Below are 20,624 nucleotides of genomic sequence, written 5' to 3'. Positions count from 1 at the left end.
CTGTCGCCAATGCACTGATTCGACCACTCGTTTCAGCCTTCAAGATCTAAGGAGGCTAAGGTGATTCTGGCGGTATCGCAACCAGCTTCGCGTTTTACGCGAATCCCTCTCATCATGTCGCGTTACAGCCGCATTTAAGTAGTCGGGTCTATAGTGTTGTTCGAATTCCCAACCCTGATTGTCATGCCCCAAGTCTCTCACAGAGCCGGGCATGGTTTTCAGCAACAGCGGTCAGGAAATCCAGCTTTGGTACCGACATGAAAAAAGGCCGGTTGCCCGGCCTTTCCTTTACGCTGCTTCGTCGATCGCCCATTTCCTGAGGATTTTCGCGGCGCGTTCCTCGTTGATCTCGACCATACGGGAAAGCTTGCGTTCCGGACCTTCCTTGACACGGCGATTGAAGTTTCCATCGTCGTCGCCGAGGCTGAGCAGGTCTTCGGTACTGTCGAAGCCGAAGTCGGACCCGAAGCCGTCCATGAGAGCGCCGCCGGGTGCTCCCGATGCAGGCGCGAAGTCCGGAAGCTCGAGGCCAGCCGCTTCCGGCGTCGCGTCGCCGAAAGCCGGGGAGCTGCCGTTGCCGTTGATGCTGCGCACCAGAGGCCGCAGGCCCATCCAGACCACCACGAAGGCGACCGCGACAAAGGCAAGCGAGTTGATGATGCCGGCAAGGTTGCGGCTCAGCATGTCCATGACGCGGACACCGCCGGTGGCGTCTTCAAGCAACTGGTTCTCGAGGAAGTCCATGGCCGTCACGGTGACGACGTCGCCGCGCTTGGGGTCGATGCCGGCCGCCGAAGAGACGATCTTCTGCATTTCGGCAAGATAGGCGTCGACCTTGGTCTGATCGGCTGGCTCACCGACCATCTTGGCGATGCGGCCCTTGTTGACCACCACGGCGATCGAAAGCTTTTCGACCTTATAGCTGCTGCGGGTCGTCGCCGTCGTCTTGCTGTTGATTTCGTAGTTGGTCTGCTCTTCGCGCTTGTCGGACTTGTCCTGCGATTCAGGCCCGGCGGAACCGCCGGCCTCGGGAGCCGCCTGCGGAATATTCTGCTCGACTGTCGTCGCGCTATCGGACTGCTTCTGCTGCGACTGCTGGGCTTCCTTCGTCGAGCGGACCGAACGTTCGACCTTGGATTCAGGATCGAAAACCGTTTCCTGGATCTGCTGGGCGTCGGTGTTGAGATCGGCGGTGACGCTGGAGCGGAAGTTGTCCATGCCGAGGAAGGGTGCCAGCGCCTTGTCGATGTTGGATTCGACTTCCTGCTGAACGTTCTGGACGATGTTGAGCGAGCGGTTCAGCGAGCTGTTGCTCGCCTCGTCGCCGGAAGCGAGCAGCTGGCCAGCGGAATCGAGGATGGTCACGTCATCGACATCAAGCCCCGGCACGGCCGAGGCGACGAGGTGGCGGATCGAGGTCGCCGCGCTCCGCCCGGTGGTGGCGCTTGCGCGAATCATGACGGATGCGGTCGGTTTCTGCTCCGCCTTCCGGAAGTTTCCGACCTCCGGCATGACGATATGGACGCGCGCGGCCGTGATACCCGAGATCGACTGGATGGTGCGGGCGATTTCGCCTTCCAGCGCTCTAACCCGCGTTACCTCCTGCATGAAGGAGGTCAGGCCGAGGGAGCCGACATTGTCGAAGAGTTCATAACCGGCATTGGCGCTGTTCGGCAGGCCGCGCTCGGCAAGCATCAGGCGGGCCTTGCCCGTCATCCCCGCGGGAACGCTGATGCTGGAGCCATCCGTGCCGACCTGGAAATTGATGTTGGCTTCGGCAAGCGCCATGCTGATCTGGTTGAGATCCGGCGAGTCCAGGCCGACATAGAGGGTTTCCTGTGCCGGCTTGTTGACGAAAAGGGCGGCCGCAAGGACGATTGCAATGGAAACGGCACCGACGCCTCCGAGAATCATCAGGCGTGTTCGGCCCAGGGAACCGAAGTTCTTAAAGATCTGAACTAATTGATTTAACAGATTCATTCTGTTCTCGCACGATCCGTCAAAGACAAAGCAGGCTTATTGCCTCATCTGACGAATAGTCGGCGAAACTTGTGCGAGCGTTTCGTGAGAGTGTGCGGGAGGGAAAAGGCCTAAAGTAATTCCAGCAAAAAATGCGCGGCGGTTTTGCGTCCGGTATTGCGCAGGAACAAAGAGAGAGCGTTTCCGTGACTCGGAGAAAAACGGGGTCGTTCTAGAAGAAATCGAAGTCGCCGGCTGCCTTGCTCAATGGCTGGGAGTGGCCGTGGCGTGTGGCGCCGCCCAGTGCCTTTTGCATCTCTGCCAGCTTGACGAGGCTGAGCGCGGTTGCGACGTCGACTGCCCAGCCGTGGGGGATTTCGCCGGTGATGGTGTCGATGAATTCGGCAAGGCCGCGCGATTTCTGCACGGCCAGATCGATGCCCTGCATGACCTTCATGGCATCCGGCGAGTTCAGGATTTCGGCGCCGCCGAGGTCGAGAAGCTGCGGCTCGATGCGCTCGATGAGATAGGCGACATCGTGCAGTTCGGACACGATGCGCATCAGGATGTCGCTCAGCGCTTCGACAGGCGCAGGCGGCTCCATCATCTGGGTAAATGTCATATGAAAATCCTCGCCATCAAAAAAATTCGATACTGGTTTCGACGGGCTTCTGCGGAGCGGTGGGGCGCTGCTCGAGAGCGACGGTTCTCTGCGTTTCGGCGCCGGTCAGGGGGTATTGCCGGGCACGACCGGAGACCGGCCAATATTCAAGCTTGCGCCCATGCTCTCCGCCGGTCGAGGAACCGACCACCGGAATGCCTTCATCCCTGAGGAACTGCACGGCGAAGGCCGCGTTCTGCTCACCGACATTGGAGAATGTCGAGATCGTCTTCGCGCCGCCGAAGATCTTTGCCTCCAGCCGGTCGCGCCGGGCGCCCTGCTTCAGGAGACCGTTGATCAGCAATTCCATCAGATGCACGCCGTACCGCGTGGCATCGCCGCCTGATGTCGGCGACGTCGCCGAACCGGGCAGCAGAAAGTGGTTCATGCCGCCGACACCGGCGACAGGATCTCTGAGGCACGCAGCCACGCACGAACCGAGAATGGTCGAGAGGACCGCATTCGGATCGTTCAGAACCTTGTACTCGCCCTGAATGATGTGCACGCGGCGGGCTGCCCCCTCAGTGATCATTTCAGGGCTCCAAACACGGCTTCGATGGCCGCTTTCATCTTCTCGATCGTGAACGGCTTGGCGAGCACGTTGTTGGCGCCGAGCTGGGCCGCCTTCTGCACCAGTGCGCGGTCACCCTGGGCGGTCAGGATGATGAAGGCCGCCTTCTTGGTGTTGGGGTTGGTGCGCACTGCCTGAAGGAAGCCGATGCCATCCATCTTCGGCATGTTGAAGTCCGAGATCACCAGGTGGTGCGGCTGCTCGGCCATGATCTTCATGCCCTGCTCACCGTCACCAGCCGACGTGATCTGCTTGAAACCGAGCTGGGTCAGCGCATCGCTGAGCAGCAACCGGCTCGTTACCTGATCGTCGACGATCAGAACTTTGATTTTCTCCGCGAGCGACATTTATTCGGTCCCTTCCTTTCGGGCGGCTGTCATTTTCAATATTTCTTCACCGATGGCAGACAGCGGCAGCTGCTGCTCAACGGCGCCAAGTTCGTGAGCAACCCTTGGCATTCCGTAAACGACACAGGTTTTTTCGTTCTGGCCGAGCGTTCTGGCGCCGGCGTGGCGCATTTTCAACAATCCGGCGGCGCCATCGCGGCCCATTCCGGTCAAAATCACACCGACGGCATTGCGGCCCGCCAGTTCCGCGACCGAATCGAACAGCACATCCACCGAGGGGCGGTGACCGTTGACTGGCGCGCGGTCAATGAGACGGCAGCAGGGCGCCGAGGCGCCGCTGACCTGCAGGTGCCGCTCGCCGCCGGGCGCCAGATAGATCTTGCCGATTTCGAGCCGGGCGCCGTCGGTCGCTTCCTGCACCACCGGCGCACAGAGGCGGTTCAGCCGCTCGGCGAAGCTCTTGGTGAAGGTCGGCGGCATATGCTGGGTGATGACGGTCGGCGGGCAATTCGCCGGAAATTTCTGCAGCACGGCAATGAGTGCCTCGACGCCGCCGGTCGACGAGCCGATCGCAACGATCTTGCGGCCGACGCGGAAATCGGCGACCGACGGTGGTGGCGCAACGGCGGCGACGGGCTGGGAATACTGGCGTTGCGTGCGCGCGGCGGCCTTGACCTTCTCGGCGAGGTCGCCGAAAGGCCTGAGTTCGCCCGGCGCCGGCTTGCCGACGCAGTCGAAGGCGCCGATCTCCAGCGCCGCAAGCGTCGCCTCGGCGCCGCGATGGGTCATCGTGGATACCATGATCACCGGCATCGGACGCAGCGTCATGATCTTTTCGAGGAAATCGAGGCCGTTCATGTTCGGCATCTCGATGTCGAGCGTCAGGACGTCGGGGTTCAGCCGCTTGATCGCCTCGCGCGCTTCCAGAGCGTCGCCGGCCTGGCCGATGACGTTGACCTCGGGATCGGAACTCAAGACGGCGGTGATCAGCCCCCGCATCGTCGGCGAGTCGTCAACAACGAGAACCCTTGCCGGAGCGCTCATGCCTTCCTCCCGAGACCTTTGGCCGTGTAGCGATAGGTCGTGATGCCGATATTGTCGAAGACGTGTTTTGCCTCACCCGAAACACGCTCGGAATGGCCGATATAGAGATGACCGCCCTCCGGCAGCAGACCGGCGAAACGCTGCCAGATCTTCATCTGCGTCGGCTCGTCGAAATAGATGACGACGTTGCGGCAGAAGATGACGTCGAACTTGCCCTTGAACGGCCATTGCGCCATCAGGTTCAGTTCGTTGTAGGTGATCAGCCGCTTCACGCGGTCGTCGACCTGGAACTTCCGGCGGCCCTGCACCTCGACTTCGCTGAACCATTGCTTGCGCATGGCCGGCGACACGGTTTCGAGCGCATTTTCGTCATAGGCGCCGGCGCGGGCGATCGCGAGGATCTTCGGATCGATGTCGGTTGCCAGGATCTTGAAGTCGTAATCCGCGACATTCGGCATCAGCGACAGCACCGTCAGCGCGATCGAATAGGGTTCCTGCCCGTCGGAAGAGGCGGCCGACCAGATGCGCACCCTGCCGCCCGATCTCGCCCGCTGCAGAAGCTCCGGCAGGACATGGTCGCGCAGATGGTCGAAATGGTGGTTTTCGCGAAAGAAGCGGGTAAAATTGGTCGTCAGATGCGAGAGCATCTCGCGGCGCGGCGCAGCACCCGCCGGCGAAGCGACGAGGTCGCAATACTCCCGGAAGCCGGACAGGCCGAGATTGCGGATGTGCTTCGACAGGCGCGAATAGACGAGCGACGCCTTCGTCTCGTTGAGGAAGATGCCGGCATCCGAATAGATCATCGCAGCGATCTCGGTGAGGTCGCGGCGCGTCAGCGGATATTCTCCGCTCGCCAGGACCTCGTCGGATCCCTGTCTCTGATCTTTTGCGCCCATTACACTCATGCGGCTTCGCTTTCGGTCTCTGGAAAGAGGGATTCGAGTTCGATCAGGCAGATCATGCGCTTCTCGATGGCGAGAATGCCGCGGGCAAATTGACGCTCGAGCTCGGAGGAGATCTCGGGCGTCGGCTGGATGGTTTCGTCGGTCACCGTCAGGATGTCGGAGACGGCGTCGACCAGAAGGCCGACGACTTTACGCCGGACCTGGGCGACGATGATGACATGGCGAGCGGTCGGATCGGCCGGCTTCATGCCGAGCCGGGCCGCAAGATCGATGATCGGCAGCACCGCGCCGCGCAGGTTGATGACACCCAGCATATAGTCAGGCGAATGCGGCATCGCGGTCGCCGGGGTCCAGCCCCGGATTTCGCGAACCGACATGATGTTCACGCAAAATTCCTGATCCCCGATACGGAACGCGATCAGCTCGCGATCCCCCTGGTTCAGATTTTTTACAGTGTACGACATTCCCTTACCCTACCGCTGCTAACGACATTTCCGCTTTGAGGGACTGGCCGCGCGAGGCGCCGACAACCGCGTCGACATCGAGGATGAGAGCCACGCGCCCGTCGCCGAGAATGGTGGCGGCGGCAATGCCCGGCACATGGGTGTAGTTCGCTTCCAGGCTCTTGATGACCACCTGGCGCTGACCCTGGATGGCATCGACCATCAGGGCGCGCTGGCCGCCGCCTTCGGATTCCACCAGAAGCGCCACGCCCTCGACCGGATTGGCCTGGGTGGCGCGGAAGTTCAGGATGCGGCCGACATCGACCAGAGGGCAGAAGCTGTTGCGGATCGAGATCAGCCGGTGGTTCGCACCGAAGGAGTGGATCGCGGCCGCTTCCGGCTGCAGGGTTTCGACGATCGCCGTCAGCGGCACGACCAGCGTCTGGCCGGCGACGGTGACCACCATGCCGTCGAGGACAGCGAGTGTCAGCGGCAGGCTCATGGTGAAGACCGAGCCGTGACCCGGCTTCGAGGTGATGTTGATGCGGCCGCCGAGCGCCTGGATCGAACGCTTGACGACGTCCATGCCGACGCCGCGGCCGGAGATGTCGGAGATCTTGTCGGCCGTCGAGAAGCCCGGCAGGAATATCAGGTTGTCGATTTCTTCGTCCGACAGGTTGGAATCGGCCGGGATGAGGTCGTTGTCGATCGCCTTCTGGCGGACCTTCTCGCGGTTGATGCCGGCGCCGTCGTCGGCAAGCTCGATCAGGATGCGTCCCGAACGATGCTTGGCAGTCAGGCGGACTGTGCCTTCGGTGTTCTTGCCGGCGGCTGCGCGCTTTTCGGGCGTTTCGATGCCGTGGTCGACGGCATTGCGGATCATGTGGGTCAGCGGTTCGGCGAGCTTGTCGATGACCGTCTTGTCGACTTCGGTGTTTTCACCTTCGGTGATCAGGCGGATCGACTTGCCGGTCATGTCGGCGATTTCGCGAACGATACGCGACATGCGCTGGAAGACCGGCTTCACCGGCTGCGCGCGGATCGCCATGACCGAGTCCTGTATCTCACGGGTGAGCTGCTGCAACTCCTCGAGGCCCATATTGATCGAGGAGGTGCCCGTCGTGTCGTTCTCGATGACGCTCTGCGACAGCATCGCCTGGTTGATGACCAATTCGCCGACGAGGTTGATGAGGCGGTCGACACGGTCGAGATCGACGCGGATCGTCTGGCCGGCACCGGCGGCATTGTTCTGGGCGGCAGCGCTTGCAGCGGCCGCTGCGGCGGCTGCCGATTCCTTCTTCTCGACGCGGGCGGCGACCATCTGCGTGACGTTGGAGGCAGTCTCGGCGGCAGCAACGGCTGCGGCCGTCTCCCGCGCGTCCGAGGCGGAAACTTCTTCCATTGCGCCCGTTTCGTCCAGGATCGACAGATCGAAGGGAACCGGCACCATCGGCAGTTCGTCGTTGCTGGTCGCGTCGGCCCTTGCTTCTTCGACCGGCTTGACCGTCAGTTCGCAATCCCACTCGGCGAATTCGAAGACGGTGCGGATGGCGTCCTCGCCCTTGTCCGTCTTGATCGTGACGTTCCAGAAGAAATAAGCGCCTTCCGGGTCGAGTTCCTCGAGGCCCGGCAAGTCATCCGTATTGCAATAGATCGTCATTTCACCCAGGCGCGAGAGATCACGCAGCAGCAGGGTGGCGTCATTGCCCTTGGAATAGAGTTCGTAGCGCGGCTTGAAGATGACTTCATAGGTCGGCATGCCGCCCGCATCGTCTTCGCCGCCAAAATCGTCGAAGGAAAAGGGGACCGGCTGGAAGCCGCTGTCGTCCGTCGGCTTGGGGGTCGGCGCCGGAGCGGCCGAAGCAACCTTTGCGGCGGCCTTCGGCGCAGGCGCCTCGGCTGATGCAGAGGGAGACGGCAGTTCGCCGTTGGCCAGCGCCTCGAGCTCCTTGACGAGGCCGCGGCTGCGGCTTTCATCGACGCTGCCGCCGTCGCGCGCAGCATTCGTCAGGTCGGCGAGCACGTCGGCCGACTTCAGCATCACCTTCAGGACATCCTGGTTCGGCTCAAGCTTGTTGGATCGAACGCAATCGAGAGTGGTCTCGAAGACATGGGCGAAGGCGACCAGATCGTCAAGGCCGAAGGCGCCGGCGCCACCCTTGATCGAATGCACGGCACGGAACACCGCATTGACGGTTTCCGGATCGCGATCGCCATCATTCAATTTCAGAAGACCGGATTCCAACTCGGCGAGCTGTTCCTCGCACTCCTGGAAAAAGATCTCTTTGATTTCGTTCATATCCATAGGAGCAAATCCTGGGTTTAAGCGGTTACACGCTCAATGGCATCGATCAGCTTGGCCGGGTCGAAAGGCTTGACGATCCAGCCCGTGGCACCAGCCTGGCGGGCGCGGTTCTTCTTTTCCGCGTCGCTTTCGGTGGTCAGAACCAGGATCGGGATCGCCCGATATTTCTCGTTGCGGCGGACACCTTCGATGAAGCCGAAGCCATCGAGGCGCGGCATGTTGATGTCGGTCACGATGACGTCAGGATTGGACTCTTCGAGGATCTCGAGGCCCTCGATGCCATCTTCCGCCTGGATCGTCTCGAAGCCGGCATTGTTCAGCGTCACGAGAAGCATGTTTCGGATGGTGCGGGAATCATCCACGGTCAGCACTTTTTTCTTCATTGCCGAATCTCCTTGGCAAGCAGGTGGTCAATATTGACGCCAACCAGCTGCATGGTTTTCTGAAATGCGTCGGACACCTTGGAGAAGGTGAACGGCTGCTTGTCCTGCTCCCAGGTCTTCTCGGCGGACATCAGAACCTGGGCGCAAAGAGCACCGATCCGTTCGACGCCGGATGCGTCTATCGAAAGACCGCTACCCCGGAGAGAGAGGAGTTTATCGCGCAAGGCGGAAGCCTCGTTGAGGTCGAGCACCGCTGTCAAATCCAGCGTCTTGCCACTCTTCTTTGCTGCCATCAGCTTTTCCTTGTCCCCTTATCCCCGGCCCGAAAAGACGAGCTGAGGCAATCATCCGATAGGTTAGTAAACATTCCGCCCACCTCCGACGCTTGCGAACGCTTGCGGAAGGCCAAAATCGTCATTTTCGTATTCGTCCACGACCGGTGCCGGGCGGGTAGCGCCCTCAAGGGCGCGCGGCGGTGTCATGCGCACTGGCGCCGGGCGCCCGGCAATGGCGTTTTCCCGGGCGATGCGGAATTCGCGAATCGTCTGGCCGAGCTCGAGTATGACGGAGTGGAGGTGGTCGGCGCCTTCGGCCGAGCGCTCCGCAAGGCCGGCGCTGTCGGCCACCTCGCCACCCAGGCCCTTGACGTCGGCTGCCACGCTGTCGAGGCTTGCGGCATGTTCGCCGGTTCGGGTGGCGATGCCTGACATGGCGGCGTTGATGTCGGTGACCTGGCGCACGATGCTGCCGATCGAATCCTGTGTGCGGCCGACCATCTGCACGCCGGCGTTGACCTGCGCCTTGGTCGTCGTCACCAGGGTCTTGATCTCGCGGGCGGCTTCGGCCGAACGCTGGGCAAGGGCGCGGACTTCCTGGGCGACGACGGCAAAACCGCGGCCGGAATCGCCGGCGCGAGCGGCCTCGATGCCGGCATTCAGCGCAAGAAGATTGGTCTGGAAGGCGATCTCGTCGATCGCGCCGATGATCTGGCCGATCTTTTCGGCCGACTGCTCGATATCGGCCATGGCGCTGATCGCGCGGCCGACGACCTCGCCGCTTTCCTCGACGGCAGCGCGCGTCGAGGCGGCCGCCTGTTCGGCAGCGCGGCTGTCGGCAGCACCATCGCGGACACCGCCGGCAATGCCGGCAAGGGCAGCGGCGGAAAGCTGCAGCCGGTCGGCTTGGCCGGAGGCCGTGCCGGCAAACTGCCGCGACATACCGGCAAGCGAACCAGTCGCCGCTTCGGCCTTGGCCGTGCGCTCGGTAATAGTGGTGAACTCGGCCTGAAGGCCATCCAACGCGCCGTTCAGCGCGGCGGCGATCCCGGCATGAGCGCCGTCACCGTCGACGGGGGCTCGCCGCGTCAGGTCGCGTGCGGTCAGGCCTTCGATGACATCGCCGAAGATCCGGGCAATTTCGGCCTCGCTGTCGGCGCGCTGGTCGGCAAGCGCGCGGCTCTGGGCGGCGCGCAGCGCGTTGAAACGGAGCGAGACGGCGATTTCAACATCGACCATGACGATGCGGATGATCGCCGTCATCAGATCGGAGATTTCGCGGGTGCGACGCTTGGCCGACGGCAGCAGCGGACGGCCGGCGATCTCTTCGGCGAGACCGGAAACGACATGTTCCAGCATGACGCCATGGCCGGCGACGTGCCAGCGCGGGTCGAGGCCCATCTTGCTTTCGGTATCGGAGAGAACCTTGACGCGCTCGGCATAGAGGCTGTCGAACCGCGCATCCGTCAGCACGTCCCAATGCGAGGACTGCAGATCGTGAAGGCGCTCGACCTGGCGCTCGCTCTCGAAATTGCGCGAGGCGTCGGGGAATGACTGGAACCTGTGGAAGAGATCCCGGAGGCCTGCCTTCAGATGCGCTTCGAGCGCCGGCCGGTTACGGCGCACCAGTTCACACTGGTCGGCATCGAGACCGGCAAAGCGCAGGCGGTCGCGCAAGCTGCCTGCCTGCGCTCCACGAGCCTGATCTGATGGCATGTCCTGCCTCAACGCCTGTCCCCAACCACATTCCGGGCGAAGGCCCGGCCAAAAACTTGCGCAGCATCCGTTGAACGCGAAGCGTGGAGATGGTCCTCACCACCGGTTACAACCGGCGGATCGAAACCCCCTGATCAGCTATGTTTCGGAGCTGTCTGAAGAGATGGATACCGGATCAACCCGGTACGGCGGGACGGCGTCATGCCTGGTGGGAACGAGTGCATCTTCCCATTCCGACGTGTACACCAATGTTTATGGTTAATTCCTTGCCTGAAGGTTAATAAGCCTTTCGCGGTGCAGGCTTTTGAAGCAATTCAAGGCCGTTCGCTGCAAATACTGTTGCGGAGTTGCATGGCTGCTACAAGGCACACGCAAGCTCCGTGTTATATGCCGGTCGATAACCAAGACATGACGTCGACAAGGACAGAGCAATGATTGTTCTCGGATTGGGTGCCTGCTTGATTGCAATGACGCTGCTTGCAGCCGTCGCCCGCCTCGATTCCCTCGCCGCAAACCGCGATATGCGCGCCCTTCGGGTGTTCTAAAAACCCACCCTTCCCCGTTGGCAGTCCGGCACCTTTGGTGTATCGCACTCGCGCCTTTCATGTCAGCGGAACTATCGGTTCATGTCCCCCAGATCTGGTCTCCTCATCGTTCTTGGCTTCACGCTCTGGCGCGTCGTCATGCTCAACTTCGATGCGACGGACCTTTTCGTCGACGAGGCACAGTACTGGTTCTGGTCGCAAAACCTCGACCTCGGCTATTATTCCAAGCCGCCGATGATTGCGTGGGTGATCCGGGCGATGACCGAGCTTTCCGGCTCCAACGCCATCTATTGGATCAGGCTGCTCGGACCGCTGATCCACATGGCGGCGGCACTGGTGCTGATGAAGACGGCAAAACGTTTCGTCGGGCCGGAGATCGAAGGCTGGACGGGCGCCACCTATATCACGCTCCCCGGTGTGGCGCTTTCTTCGGTGTTCTTCTCGACCGATGTGATCCTGCTGTTCTTCATCGCGATCGCCTTGCTTGCCTATTTCGGCTTGACGCAGCGGCGCTCGGTCGGGCTGGCGCTGGTCATGGGCCTTGGCGTCGGCTTCGCCTTCCTGACGAAATATGCCGTGCTGTTCGTTGTTCCGGGCGGCGCGATTGCCCTCCTCCTCATTCCGGCGGCACGCATCGCCATTCGGGATTTCATCATCGCGGTCGCGGTCGCGGCGGTCGTCGCCCTGCCGAACCTCTGGTGGAACCTGCAGCACGACAACACGACGGTACGGCATACGCAGGACATCGCCCATTGGAGCGAACTTGGCGTCAATCTCCGGCGCGGGCTTGAATTTTTCGCCGCCCAGTTCGGCGTCGTCGGGCCGATCATCTTCTTTGCGATGCTCTGGGCGGTCTATCGCATGATCAAGGGCAGGAGCGACGATCGGGAAAAGATACTGGTCTGGCTGTCGATGCCGGTGGTGCTGCTCATCACGCTGCAGGCAACGGTCGCCAAGGCTTACGCCAACTGGGCGGTGACCGCCTATGTCGCAGGCACCATCCTTGCCGTCTGGCTGCTTTATCGGATGTGGCCGAAGGGGCTCAGGCTGTCGCTCACCATCAACGGCATCGCCAGCCTGCTCTTTCCGCTGGCGACGATCTTTCCGCATCAGTTGCTGCTGCCGAACGGCGACGCGCTGATGAAACGCTATCTCGGCCGCGCCGAGGTCAGCCGCGAGACCGCCGCACTCGCAGCGCAAGCCGGCACCGATATCATCGTCACCGACAATCGCGATATGGTCGCCGATCTTTTCTATACGCTCCGCGATGCATCCTACAGGATCTATGCGCGGGCGCCCGCCGGCCTGCCGGAAAGCTATTACGAGCAGGAATTCGCTCTGCCTGCCGACATCACCAGCAAGGTGCTGTTCCTGACGGACGGGGCCTTCACCTGCGCCACCGAGACGCCGGAAGTGCTGAAGAACTGGCAGCCGACGGAGGGCAACTACAAGGGCAAGACGCTTTCCATCTACAAGGTCTCTGCCGCCTGCCTGGCACCCTGAGCGGGTTTCGGCCTGCTCTATGACACAGCCAAGCCCCTTTTAGAGGTGCGGCTCGGTATCACTTTGAATTGCTGAATCATTTTATCCAGCGGGCAGGCAGAGGCCGGTGCCCGCCCCTTCGATCTCCACGAATTTGACGCCGCCTTCCTCAAAGGCGAGGCGTAGCTGCGCCTCCGTCGCGCGATGGATGTCGTGGTGCCGTCCCTCATAATCGCGGATGGTGCTGCGCGAGACGGCGGCCTTTTCGGCAAGGTCGGTCTGGGTCCAGTCCAGCAGGCCGCGCGCCGCGCGGCAGAGAGCGGGAGTGAGAATTGTTTCTCTTGCGCCTTGACCCATGATTTCAAGTTGCCCATATTGGTCGATATAGACCATATATGTCATATTACGGACGGGATTTCCAGATCGGGAGACAAAGATGCCACACGATACGCCCTTGATTTCGACAATCGTCGGCGGCCTCGTGCTGGCTTTCATCTTTGGGGCCTTCGCCCATCGGCTGCGGATGCCGCCGCTCGTCGGTTATCTGATCGCCGGCGTGCTCGTGGGGCCACATACGCCGGGTTATGTGGCGGATCAGAACCTTGCGCCGGAGCTTGCCGAAATCGGCGTCATCCTGCTGATGTTCGGCGTCGGGCTGCATTTCTCCCTGAAAGACCTGCTGTCGGTGCGCGGCATCGCCGTGCCCGGGGCGATCGTGCAGATCGCTTTCGCGACATTGCTCGGCTGGGGGCTCGGCGCCTTTATGGGCTGGTCGACCGGCGGCAGCCTGGTCTTCGGCCTAGCGCTTTCGGTCGCCTCCACCGTTGTGCTGTTGAAAGCGCTGCAGGAGCGGCGCCTAGTCGAAACGGAGCGCGGCAGGATCGCCGTCGGCTGGCTGATCGTCGAGGATCTCGCCATGGTGCTGGCGCTGGTACTGATCCCGGCCGCAGCCAGCATCGGCGGTGAGGGTCACGCTCCCGTCGAGCCGCTCTCAGCCGGGCTGAGCAGCCTCTTCGGCCTGGATCTCGGCATCGGCGGCATGATCGCCATGACGCTGGTGAAGGTGGCATTGTTCGTGGCGCTGATGCTGGTTTTCGGCCGCAAGCTCATTCCCTGGACGATGCACCGCATCGCCCATACCGGTTCGCGTGAACTCTTCCGGCTCGGCGTGCTGGCGATCGCGCTCGGCGTCGCCTTCGGAGCAGCGAAGCTCTTCGGCGTGTCGCTGGCGCTCGGCGCCTTCTTTGCCGGCATGGTGCTTGCCGAAAGCGAACTCAGCCATCGCGCCGCGCAGGAAAGCCTGCCGTTGCGCGACGCCTTTGCCGTGCTGTTCTTCGTCTCGGTCGGTATGCTGTTCGATCCGAACATTCTGATCGACAAGCCGCTGCCGATCCTTGCCACCATCTTCATCATCGTCATCGGCAAGTCCGTCGCCGCCTTCCTGATCGTGCTCGCCTTCAAGAAGCCGCTCGGCACGGCGCTGACGATTTCGGCAAGCCTCGGCCAGATCGGCGAATTCTCCTTCATCCTCGCCGCCCTCGGCGTCGAACTCGGGCTGCTGCCGGAGGAGGGCCGCGATCTGATCCTTGCCGGCGCCATCATCTCGATCATCCTCAATCCGCTGCTGTTCTTCCTCTGCGACCGCATGCGGCCGCTGCTGGATGGTGCAAAGCGCGAAGACGTCGTGGCAGACCCTGCTCCCGCTGCGGATGCGATAGCAGCGCAGGAGGAGATGCTGCCCGAAGACGACGAGGTGCACCCGACCGCTCTCAGCGGCCACGCCATTCTCGTCGGCTACGGGCGGGTTGGCAGCATCGTCGGACAGAATCTCAAGTCGTCAGCCACACCTTTTCTCGTCATCGAGGACTCCGACAAGCGCATCGGCGAGCTGAAGGCGCAGGGTATCGAAACTCTGTCGGGCAATGCGGTGATGCGGGAAACGCTCGACCTTGCCAATCTCTCTGGCGCCCGCAGCATTGCCATCGCCATCCCGAACGCCTTCGAAGCCTGCCGTATCGCCGAGCAGGCGCGCAGCGTCAATCCATCCATCCTCATCGTCGCCCGCGCCCATTCCGACGCGGAGGTCGATGAGCTGAAGCAATATGGCGCCGACACCGTCATCATGGGCGAGCGTGAAATCGCGCTGGGCATGGTTGACCGGCTCGCGCAAGTGCATCATGAGAGTGTGCCCTATGAAGACGGGCATGGGCCTGATACAATTATGCCGACGGATGACCCTCCGCCGGGAAGAGAATGAGAGATTGGCGCGCTTTTGAGCCGATACGGGAGTGACATAACCGGGACGGAGATGGAGCTGGATCAGCGCCGTCTGACGAGCCGTATCGCCGCTTCCCTCCTCGTCGCCGTCCTTGCCTATCTCGGCCTGCTTTTCGGCGGCAATCTGGTGATTTCGCCGGTCGCCGCCGCCAATACGCTTTCCTCTTCCGATCGGGATTCGCAGCCGCCGCAGCTGACTGCGCGCGACGCCGTGCGCGGGCTGCTTGCCACTGAACGCAAGCTTGCGCCGAAGCAGGCGGCGCTTGACGCCGGACCCCTTGCCCTTGCCGCCGCCCCGGCTGCCGATTTTTCCGGCTGGACCATGGCCGCGCCTTTTCCGGCATTTGATGCTTCGCTTCATGCCGCAGTCTCTAGGACCCATCAGCCGCGCGCACCGCCGGTCGCTGCCTGACGCTCGCGCCGATCGGCGCTCCCGACCATTGACGACATGCCGCCAGCGCCCGAGCGCCGGCCCTCGATATCAAGGAATACAACATGCGTACTTCACGATGGCTGGTGGTCACCTATACGGTGATCATCCTACTCGGCCTATTGATCGCCCTGCCGAACGTCCTGCCGCAATCCGTCCTTCAGCGCGTGCCGGCCTGGCTGCCGCATGAGCAGGTGTCGCTCGGCCTCGACCTTCGCGGCGGTTCGCACCTCGTTCTGGAAGTCGACGAAGCTGACCTTACCAAGGAGCGGCTGCAATCGCTGCTTCAGGACGCGCGCCGCGTGCTGCGCGAAAAGGGCATCCAGCCGAAAGCCGTGGTCCGCAGCCAGAACCAGATCGTCGTGACGCTCGCCGATGCCGCGCAGAGCGATGCTGCCGTCACCGAACTCAAGACGCTTGCCAACCCGATCAGCACCGGCCTCAGCGCCGGCCAGGCGGATCTTGATGTCACGGCGAACGGCGCCACCATCACCGTCGGCTTCTCGCGGGCCGGCATCGCCGCCAATGTCGACAATGCCGTCCAGCAGAGCCTTGAAGTCATCCGCCAGCGCGTCGACCAGGTCGGCGTCTCCGAGCCGACCATCCAGCGCATCGGCGCCAACCGCGTGCTCGTCCAGCTTCCCGGCGCGCAGGATCCGTCGCGCCTGCGCGAACTTCTAGGCTCCACCGCCAAGATGTCGTTTCATATGCTGGCGCCGAACAATGCGCCCGGACCCGGCGTGACCATGCTGAACGACGATGAGGGCAGGTCCTATCCGGTTCTCGACCGCGTCGAAATCTCCGGCGACCGCCTTTCGGATGCCCGCGTCAGCTTCGATCCGAATACGCGTGAGCCGATCGTCAGCTTCCGCTTCGACAGCGCCGGCGCCACCCGCTTTGCCGAGATCACCCGCCAGAACGTCGGCAATCCCTTCGCCATCGTCCTCGACAACAAGGTGCTGAGCGCGCCCGTCATCCGCGAGCCGATCACCGGCGGCTCCGGCCAGATCTCCGGCAGCTTCTCGGCCGACAGCGCCACAACGCTGGCCGCCATGCTGCGCGCCGGCGCCCTTCCCGCCAAGCTGACTGTTATCGAAGAGCGCACCGTCGGAGCCGATCTTGGCGCCGACGCCATCAAGATGGGCATTTATTCCGGCATCGTCGGTTTTGCCCTCGTCGCAGCCTTCATCTTCGTTCTCTATGGCTCCTGGGGCTTTCTGGCGAATATCGCGCTGTTGATCCACACGATCCTGACCTTATCGGCGCTAACGCTGGTTGGTGCGACGCTGACGCTGCCGGGCATTGCCGGTGTCGTTCTCGGTATCGGCCTTGCGGTCGACGCCAACGTTCTCATCAACGAGCGCATCCGCGAAGAAACGCGCAAGGGCAAGAGCGCCTTCGCCGCCATCGACACCGGCTTCCGCCGTGCCTATTCGACCATTATCGACGGCAACATGACGGCCCTGATCGCTGCGGCCATCCTATTCTTTTTCGGCTCCGGACCGGTTCGCGGCTTTGCCGTGACCATGGCGCTCGGCCTGATCATCTCGATGTTCACATCGGTTGCCTTCGTGCGTGTAGCGATGATCGAGATCACCCGCCGCCGCAAGCTCAAGGTGCTGAACATCCGGCCGTTGATCCCGTTCAGCCCCTATGACAAGCACATCGAGTTCATGAAGGCCCGCTTCTTCGGCGTCACCGTCTCGGCGCTGCTTTCGATCGCCTCCGTCGTGCTCTTCATTTATCCCGGTCTCAACTACGGCGTCGATTTCCGCGGCGGCATCCAGATGGCCGTCAAGACCCAGGGTGCGGCCGATCTAGCGAAGTTCCGCGAAGGTCTTGATAGTCTCGGCCTCGGCGAAATCACCCTACAGTCCTTCGGCGACAAAAGCAGCATTCTCGTTCGTGCCCAACGGCAGGAAGGCGGCGAAGAGGCGCAGACGGCAGCAGTGACCAAGCTGAAGGCCGAAGTCGCCAAGATCGATCCGACCGCTACCGTCGAAGGCACCGACGTCATCGGTCCGAAGGTCAGCGGCGAGCTTGCCTGGGCCGGTATCCTGTCGGTGGTGATCGCCAGCTTCGCGATGCTCCTCTATATCTGGGTGCGGTTCGAATGGCCATTTGCCGTCGGCGCCATCGTCACGCTGGTGCTCGACGTCACGAAGGCGATCGGCTTCTTCGCAATCACCGGCCTCGACTTCAATCTGACAGCGATCGCTGCCATCCTGACGCTTGTCGGTTATTCGGTGAACGACAAGGTCGTCGTCTATGACCGCATGCGCGAAAACATGCGGCTCTACAAGTCGATGCCGCTGCGCGAGATCATCGACAAGTCGATCAACGAGACCTTGGCGCGAAGCCTTTACACCAATGCGACGGCCTTCCTCGCGCTGGTGCCGATGGCGATCTGGGGCGGTAGTGCTGTCTCGAGCTTCGCGATCCCGATGGTCTTCGGCATTCTGGTGGCCGGCGCCTCGTCGATCTTCATCGCGGCACCCATCCTGCTCTTCCTCGGCGACTGGCGCCGCCGCCATGCCAAGGCCGCACCGGCAACCGATGAGGCAGTCGAGATCATTCCGCCGGAACAGGGTCGCCCGCGCAAATCCGCGAGCTAAAATCCCGTTAACGCATCCTTGATAGGGCGCCGGTTGCAGAGCCGGCGCCCTCTTTCTATTGTCGGCTGCTGCATTATTTGCCATTTCAAGGAGTTACAGCGTCCTTCGCGCGTCCGAAAAGATGCACGGCGCTGTAAAAAAGATCGGGGAAACCGCCAGATGTCATCTTACCCGACGAAACCCACCTTTGCCGGAGACAGCGAGGAGCGCATCAAGCGTTTTCTCGCGACCGCTTCGCACGACCTGCAATCGCCGCTCCGCCATATCGCCATGTATGCCGAACTGCTGCTCGACGACCTCGAGGAGACGCTCGACGGCGAACAGCTTCAGAGCCTGCGGATGATCATGGAAAAGGCGCAGACGGCGCAGCGTCTCACCAAGGCATTGATGAGCCTTGCCGGCGGCACACCCCAGGTGACGCCTGAAGAGGTCGATCTGCAGGCGCTCGCCGAAAATGTCTGGGGCGAACTTACGGACGAGACGGCGGTCGGCGAGGCGACGCTCGAAAGCAACGGCCTGCCCTCCATCCGGACCGACCCTGCCCTCTTCGGTCTGGTGCTGCGGCACTTGCTGACCAATGCCCTCATTTATCGCAGCGAAGCGGCGCCGCATGTGGCCATTGTCGCGGAGCGCGAGGGAACGGACTGGTTCATCCGGATTTCCGACAATGGGACGGGCATCGATCCCGCCTATCGGGAGCGGATATTCGAGCCTTTCTGGAAATTGCCGAAGCCGGGAACGGTCCAGGGCGCCGGTCTCGGGTTGACCACGGCGCAGGAGTTTCTGACGGCGCTCGGCGGCGATATCAGCCTCGAACATTCGGATGAAAGCGGCAGTCGCTTCATCATCCGCCTTCCGATTGCCTGAGTTTAGAGCAATTCCAGCAAAAGTGTGCAGCGGTTTGCGTCCGGAATTGCGAAAGTACAAAGACTAAAGCGCGACAAGCGAATCCGAAAGATCGCGACGCGCCTTAGATACTGTAATCGTCCTTCCAGAATTCCGGGACGTCATAGGTTACATATTCGCGGATGATGTGCTGCAGCGTCTGGGCATCGATTTCGTCTTTGCCGATGCGGAAATCGACGCCATAATCCGGGAATTCCTGGAAATAGCCGCCCGATATATCGGTCGAGACGACGCCGATGGGACCAGTGTAACCGATGCCGCGCAGCTCCGGCACCGTGTCGCGGAAATCGGCATTGGGCAAAAGGCGATTGTCGAGCAGGATGAGATCGAAGCGCGCAGCGCGGATCTTTTCCAGCGCGTCACCGATCGATTGCGAATATTCAACCTCGACGGCCGGCTCGGAGAGATCGGCGATCTTCTTCTTGAGCGCGCGGAATTCGATGAATTCGTCGTCCACAAAGAGGACCTTTACGGCATTCCTTCGGCTCGTTTCGGTGATCATCGTCCCATTTCCCCAATCCGAAACCAACTTCACGAAACCAAACCATTCCTCAAGGCGATCGCCACCATATGAACGCGGTTCACAGCGTCAAGTTTGCGCGCGGCCGCGGTGATGTGCGAATTGACCGTATGTTCGGAAAGACCGAGAATGATGGCGATTTCCGCCGACGTCTTGCCTTCGCTTGTCCATTTGACAATTTCCGATTCGCGCTGGGTCAGCCGTCCGGACATTTCCGGCGTCAGAATTTCCTCGTAGAGCTTGTCGAAAATACGCATGGCGTCGAGAAGCATGTCGGCGATCTCACTCTGATCCGGCTCCTGACGCTCGCCGCTGAGGACGAGGCAATATCGCCGCCCTTCCGGCGTGAACAGCGGGATGAAGAGAAAGACGCCGCTGAGGAACTCGTTGAAAACAAGATCGGACGGATAATCTGCCGGCTGTACGTTCCGGCCATGGACCGGCGTTGCCAGGAACTGGGCGGTCTTCGCCCGGACGGTGCCCAGCGCTTCCTTCAACGTCGTGATGAAAAGACCGACACGCCGCTCGGCAACATTGGTGATGACGATATCGCGTTCACCGAAAGGGGCCGAAGCCTCGGAAATGCGAGCAAGCGCGAAATTGTCGAAGTTGTAATGCTGCGCCGCGGATTTCAGCAGACGGAAAAAATCGGTGCGATTGATCGCCCGGCTCAGCTCCGGTCCGGCATGAAAGGGAATTGCCGGGGCATTGTTCATTCCACTCTTCCTCTCCTCCCGCCAATGCCTCTAATCCCGAAATCTTGGGATATACGTCTTAAACGCGAAGAGCTACAAAAATTGCGAGACGATTGATGAGGGATATCGAAAACGGGGACTTTCGATATGTAAGGCGGAAATCATCAATCATCTCAAACGACAGGTGATGCACGGGCAGATTTTACTGAGGGGCAGTAGTTCTTACCTGGGTATCGTATTCTTCCTGCATTCAACATCCATGAATGCGAGAAGGCAGTGCCAGACGTAAGCGCGAGAGAGCCGATAGACCCATTCAGCTAAGGGGTTGGCTGATGTTCGTGGCGGCGAACGCGGGTTGATCGGTTCTCTCAGCGCTTATTTTGCGTTCCATATTCTTCGCTTCGGTTGCATCTTGTGATGCGTCCTCGCCCTTGTCAATTGCGGTTTGTCATATGGTTGGGACGAATGAGGAGGAATAGGTCATGCGGCTTTCGCCGTTTTCTACATCTCAAGATTGAGAATGACGGTGGCAAGGTCAAGCGGCT

Annotated in this window: 19 protein-coding genes; 5 read left to right on the top strand and 14 right to left on the bottom strand. The window is 61.5% G+C overall.

Annotation, left to right across the window (positions count from 1 at the left end):
• Positions 1-288: 288 nt before the first annotated feature.
• The 11 genes from fliF to FY112_RS32185 form a co-directional block, all read right to left on the bottom strand.
• Entirely contained in the window at positions 289-1,980 is a 1,692-nt protein-coding gene (fliF, locus tag FY112_RS32235) for a flagellar basal-body MS-ring/collar protein FliF (protein ID WP_151520211.1), read from the bottom strand.
• 211 nt (positions 1,981-2,191) lie between these two features.
• Entirely contained in the window at positions 2,192-2,581 is a 390-nt protein-coding gene (locus FY112_RS32230) for a hypothetical protein (protein ID WP_017958978.1), read from the bottom strand.
• Positions 2,582-2,597: 16 nt separating this feature from the next.
• A complete protein-coding gene (gene cheD, locus FY112_RS32225; RefSeq protein ID WP_017958977.1) occupies positions 2,598-3,152 on the bottom strand; it encodes a chemoreceptor glutamine deamidase CheD in 555 nt (184 codons plus the stop codon).
• Complete coding sequence (locus tag FY112_RS32220) at positions 3,149-3,538, bottom strand: response regulator (protein ID WP_003545503.1); 390 nt, start codon at positions 3,536-3,538, stop codon at positions 3,149-3,151. Before FY112_RS32220 ends, cheD begins: the two co-directional genes overlap by 4 nt.
• Complete coding sequence (gene cheB / locus FY112_RS32215) at positions 3,539-4,582, bottom strand: protein-glutamate O-methylesterase CheB (protein ID WP_017958976.1); 1,044 nt, start codon at positions 4,580-4,582, stop codon at positions 3,539-3,541. It lies immediately after the preceding gene.
• Positions 4,579-5,487 (bottom strand): protein-glutamate O-methyltransferase CheR, encoded by a 909-nt coding sequence (cheR, locus tag FY112_RS32210; protein ID WP_017958975.1) that lies wholly within the window; start codon positions 5,485-5,487, stop codon positions 4,579-4,581. Before cheR ends, cheB begins: the two co-directional genes overlap by 4 nt.
• Complete coding sequence (locus FY112_RS32205; RefSeq protein WP_017958974.1) at positions 5,484-5,951, bottom strand: chemotaxis protein CheW; 468 nt, start codon at positions 5,949-5,951, stop codon at positions 5,484-5,486. The genes cheR and FY112_RS32205 overlap by 4 nt, the downstream gene beginning before the upstream one ends.
• 4 nt (positions 5,952-5,955) lie before the next feature.
• The gene (locus FY112_RS32200) at positions 5,956-8,235 is read right to left on the bottom strand and encodes a chemotaxis protein CheA (protein ID WP_094086731.1); all 2,280 of its coding nucleotides are present in this window, start codon (positions 8,233-8,235) and stop codon (positions 5,956-5,958) included.
• 17 nt (positions 8,236-8,252) lie between these two features.
• The gene (cheY1, locus tag FY112_RS32195; RefSeq protein ID WP_017958972.1) at positions 8,253-8,618 is read right to left on the bottom strand and encodes a chemotaxis response regulator CheY1; all 366 of its coding nucleotides are present in this window, start codon (positions 8,616-8,618) and stop codon (positions 8,253-8,255) included.
• Entirely contained in the window at positions 8,615-8,911 is a 297-nt protein-coding gene (locus FY112_RS32190) for an STAS domain-containing protein (protein WP_003545491.1), read from the bottom strand. The genes cheY1 and FY112_RS32190 overlap by 4 nt, the downstream gene beginning before the upstream one ends.
• Before the next feature lie 63 nt (positions 8,912-8,974).
• Positions 8,975-10,609 carry a globin-coupled sensor protein gene (locus FY112_RS32185; RefSeq protein ID WP_043294395.1) on the bottom strand — a complete coding sequence of 545 codons (1,635 nt, stop codon included), beginning with the start codon at positions 10,607-10,609 and terminating at the stop codon, positions 8,975-8,977.
• Between the two features lie 626 nt (positions 10,610-11,235).
• Here FY112_RS32185 and FY112_RS32180 point away from each other — a divergent pair.
• Positions 11,236-12,657 (top strand): glycosyltransferase family 39 protein, encoded by a 1,422-nt coding sequence (locus FY112_RS32180; protein ID WP_094086732.1) that lies wholly within the window; start codon positions 11,236-11,238, stop codon positions 12,655-12,657.
• Between the two features lie 81 nt (positions 12,658-12,738).
• On the opposite strand, the gene FY112_RS32175 is transcribed toward FY112_RS32180, so the two are convergent.
• A complete protein-coding gene (locus tag FY112_RS32175) occupies positions 12,739-13,038 on the bottom strand; it encodes a helix-turn-helix domain-containing protein (protein ID WP_017958968.1) in 300 nt (99 codons plus the stop codon).
• 34 nt (positions 13,039-13,072) lie between these two features.
• On the opposite strand from FY112_RS32175, the gene ybaL reads away from it, so the two are divergent.
• From ybaL to FY112_RS32155, 4 genes are all read left to right on the top strand, one after another.
• Complete coding sequence (ybaL, locus tag FY112_RS32170) at positions 13,073-14,893, top strand: YbaL family putative K(+) efflux transporter (RefSeq protein ID WP_017958967.1); 1,821 nt, start codon at positions 13,073-13,075, stop codon at positions 14,891-14,893.
• A gap of 51 nt (positions 14,894-14,944) precedes the next feature.
• A complete protein-coding gene (locus tag FY112_RS32165; RefSeq protein WP_151520210.1) occupies positions 14,945-15,325 on the top strand; it encodes a hypothetical protein in 381 nt (126 codons plus the stop codon).
• Between the two features lie 83 nt (positions 15,326-15,408).
• The gene (gene secD / locus FY112_RS32160) at positions 15,409-17,958 is read left to right on the top strand and encodes a protein translocase subunit SecD (protein ID WP_065282188.1); all 2,550 of its coding nucleotides are present in this window, start codon (positions 15,409-15,411) and stop codon (positions 17,956-17,958) included.
• A 159-nt stretch (positions 17,959-18,117) separates the two neighbouring features.
• A complete protein-coding gene (locus FY112_RS32155; protein ID WP_017958964.1) occupies positions 18,118-18,825 on the top strand; it encodes an ATP-binding protein in 708 nt (235 codons plus the stop codon).
• 103 nt (positions 18,826-18,928) lie between these two features.
• Here FY112_RS32155 and FY112_RS32150 read toward each other — a convergent pair whose 3' ends face one another.
• Positions 18,929-19,366 carry a response regulator gene (locus FY112_RS32150; RefSeq protein WP_017958963.1) on the bottom strand — a complete coding sequence of 146 codons (438 nt, stop codon included), beginning with the start codon at positions 19,364-19,366 and terminating at the stop codon, positions 18,929-18,931.
• A gap of 29 nt (positions 19,367-19,395) precedes the next feature.
• On the bottom strand, positions 19,396-20,100 hold the full coding sequence (locus FY112_RS32145; RefSeq protein WP_017958962.1) for a helix-turn-helix transcriptional regulator: 705 nt from the start codon (positions 20,098-20,100) through the stop codon (positions 19,396-19,398).
• Between the last annotated feature and the right edge of the window lie 524 nt (positions 20,101-20,624).

It is taken from the genome of Rhizobium sp. PEPV16 (assembly GCF_008919455.1).
GTDB lineage: Bacteria > Pseudomonadota > Alphaproteobacteria > Rhizobiales > Rhizobiaceae > Rhizobium > Rhizobium leguminosarum_Q.
The sequence above is the reverse complement of the archived record's forward strand: the minus strand, read 5'-3'. Positions and strand labels throughout refer to the sequence as shown.

Excerpts from the sequence above, each read along its gene's own strand:
- FY112_RS32145 (WP_017958962.1), bottom strand. The coding sequence starts at position 20,100 with ATGAACAATGCCCCGGCAATTCCCTTTCATGCCGGACCGGAGCTGAGC.
- FY112_RS32155 (WP_017958964.1), top strand. The coding sequence starts at position 18,118 with ATGTCATCTTACCCGACGAAACCCACCTTTGCCGGAGACAGCGAGGAG.
- FY112_RS32180 (WP_094086732.1), top strand. The coding sequence starts at position 11,236 with ATGTCCCCCAGATCTGGTCTCCTCATCGTTCTTGGCTTCACGCTCTGG.
- secD (WP_065282188.1), top strand. The coding sequence starts at position 15,409 with ATGCGTACTTCACGATGGCTGGTGGTCACCTATACGGTGATCATCCTA.
- FY112_RS32220 (WP_003545503.1), bottom strand. The coding sequence starts at position 3,538 with ATGTCGCTCGCGGAGAAAATCAAAGTTCTGATCGTCGACGATCAGGTA.
- FY112_RS32150 (WP_017958963.1), bottom strand. The coding sequence starts at position 19,366 with ATGATCACCGAAACGAGCCGAAGGAATGCCGTAAAGGTCCTCTTTGTG.
- cheY1 (WP_017958972.1), bottom strand. The coding sequence starts at position 8,618 with ATGAAGAAAAAAGTGCTGACCGTGGATGATTCCCGCACCATCCGAAAC.
- FY112_RS32205 (WP_017958974.1), bottom strand. The coding sequence starts at position 5,951 with ATGTCGTACACTGTAAAAAATCTGAACCAGGGGGATCGCGAGCTGATC.
- FY112_RS32190 (WP_003545491.1), bottom strand. The coding sequence starts at position 8,911 with ATGGCAGCAAAGAAGAGTGGCAAGACGCTGGATTTGACAGCGGTGCTC.
- FY112_RS32165 (WP_151520210.1), top strand. The coding sequence starts at position 14,945 with ATGGAGCTGGATCAGCGCCGTCTGACGAGCCGTATCGCCGCTTCCCTC.
- cheR (WP_017958975.1), bottom strand. The coding sequence starts at position 5,487 with ATGAGTGTAATGGGCGCAAAAGATCAGAGACAGGGATCCGACGAGGTC.
- ybaL (WP_017958967.1), top strand. The coding sequence starts at position 13,073 with ATGCCACACGATACGCCCTTGATTTCGACAATCGTCGGCGGCCTCGTG.
- FY112_RS32185 (WP_043294395.1), bottom strand. The coding sequence starts at position 10,609 with ATGCCATCAGATCAGGCTCGTGGAGCGCAGGCAGGCAGCTTGCGCGAC.
- FY112_RS32200 (WP_094086731.1), bottom strand. The coding sequence starts at position 8,235 with ATGGATATGAACGAAATCAAAGAGATCTTTTTCCAGGAGTGCGAGGAA.
- FY112_RS32230 (WP_017958978.1), bottom strand. The coding sequence starts at position 2,581 with ATGACATTTACCCAGATGATGGAGCCGCCTGCGCCTGTCGAAGCGCTG.
- fliF (WP_151520211.1), bottom strand. The coding sequence starts at position 1,980 with ATGAATCTGTTAAATCAATTAGTTCAGATCTTTAAGAACTTCGGTTCC.
- cheD (WP_017958977.1), bottom strand. The coding sequence starts at position 3,152 with ATGATCACTGAGGGGGCAGCCCGCCGCGTGCACATCATTCAGGGCGAG.
- FY112_RS32175 (WP_017958968.1), bottom strand. The coding sequence starts at position 13,038 with ATGACATATATGGTCTATATCGACCAATATGGGCAACTTGAAATCATG.
- cheB (WP_017958976.1), bottom strand. The coding sequence starts at position 4,582 with ATGAGCGCTCCGGCAAGGGTTCTCGTTGTTGACGACTCGCCGACGATG.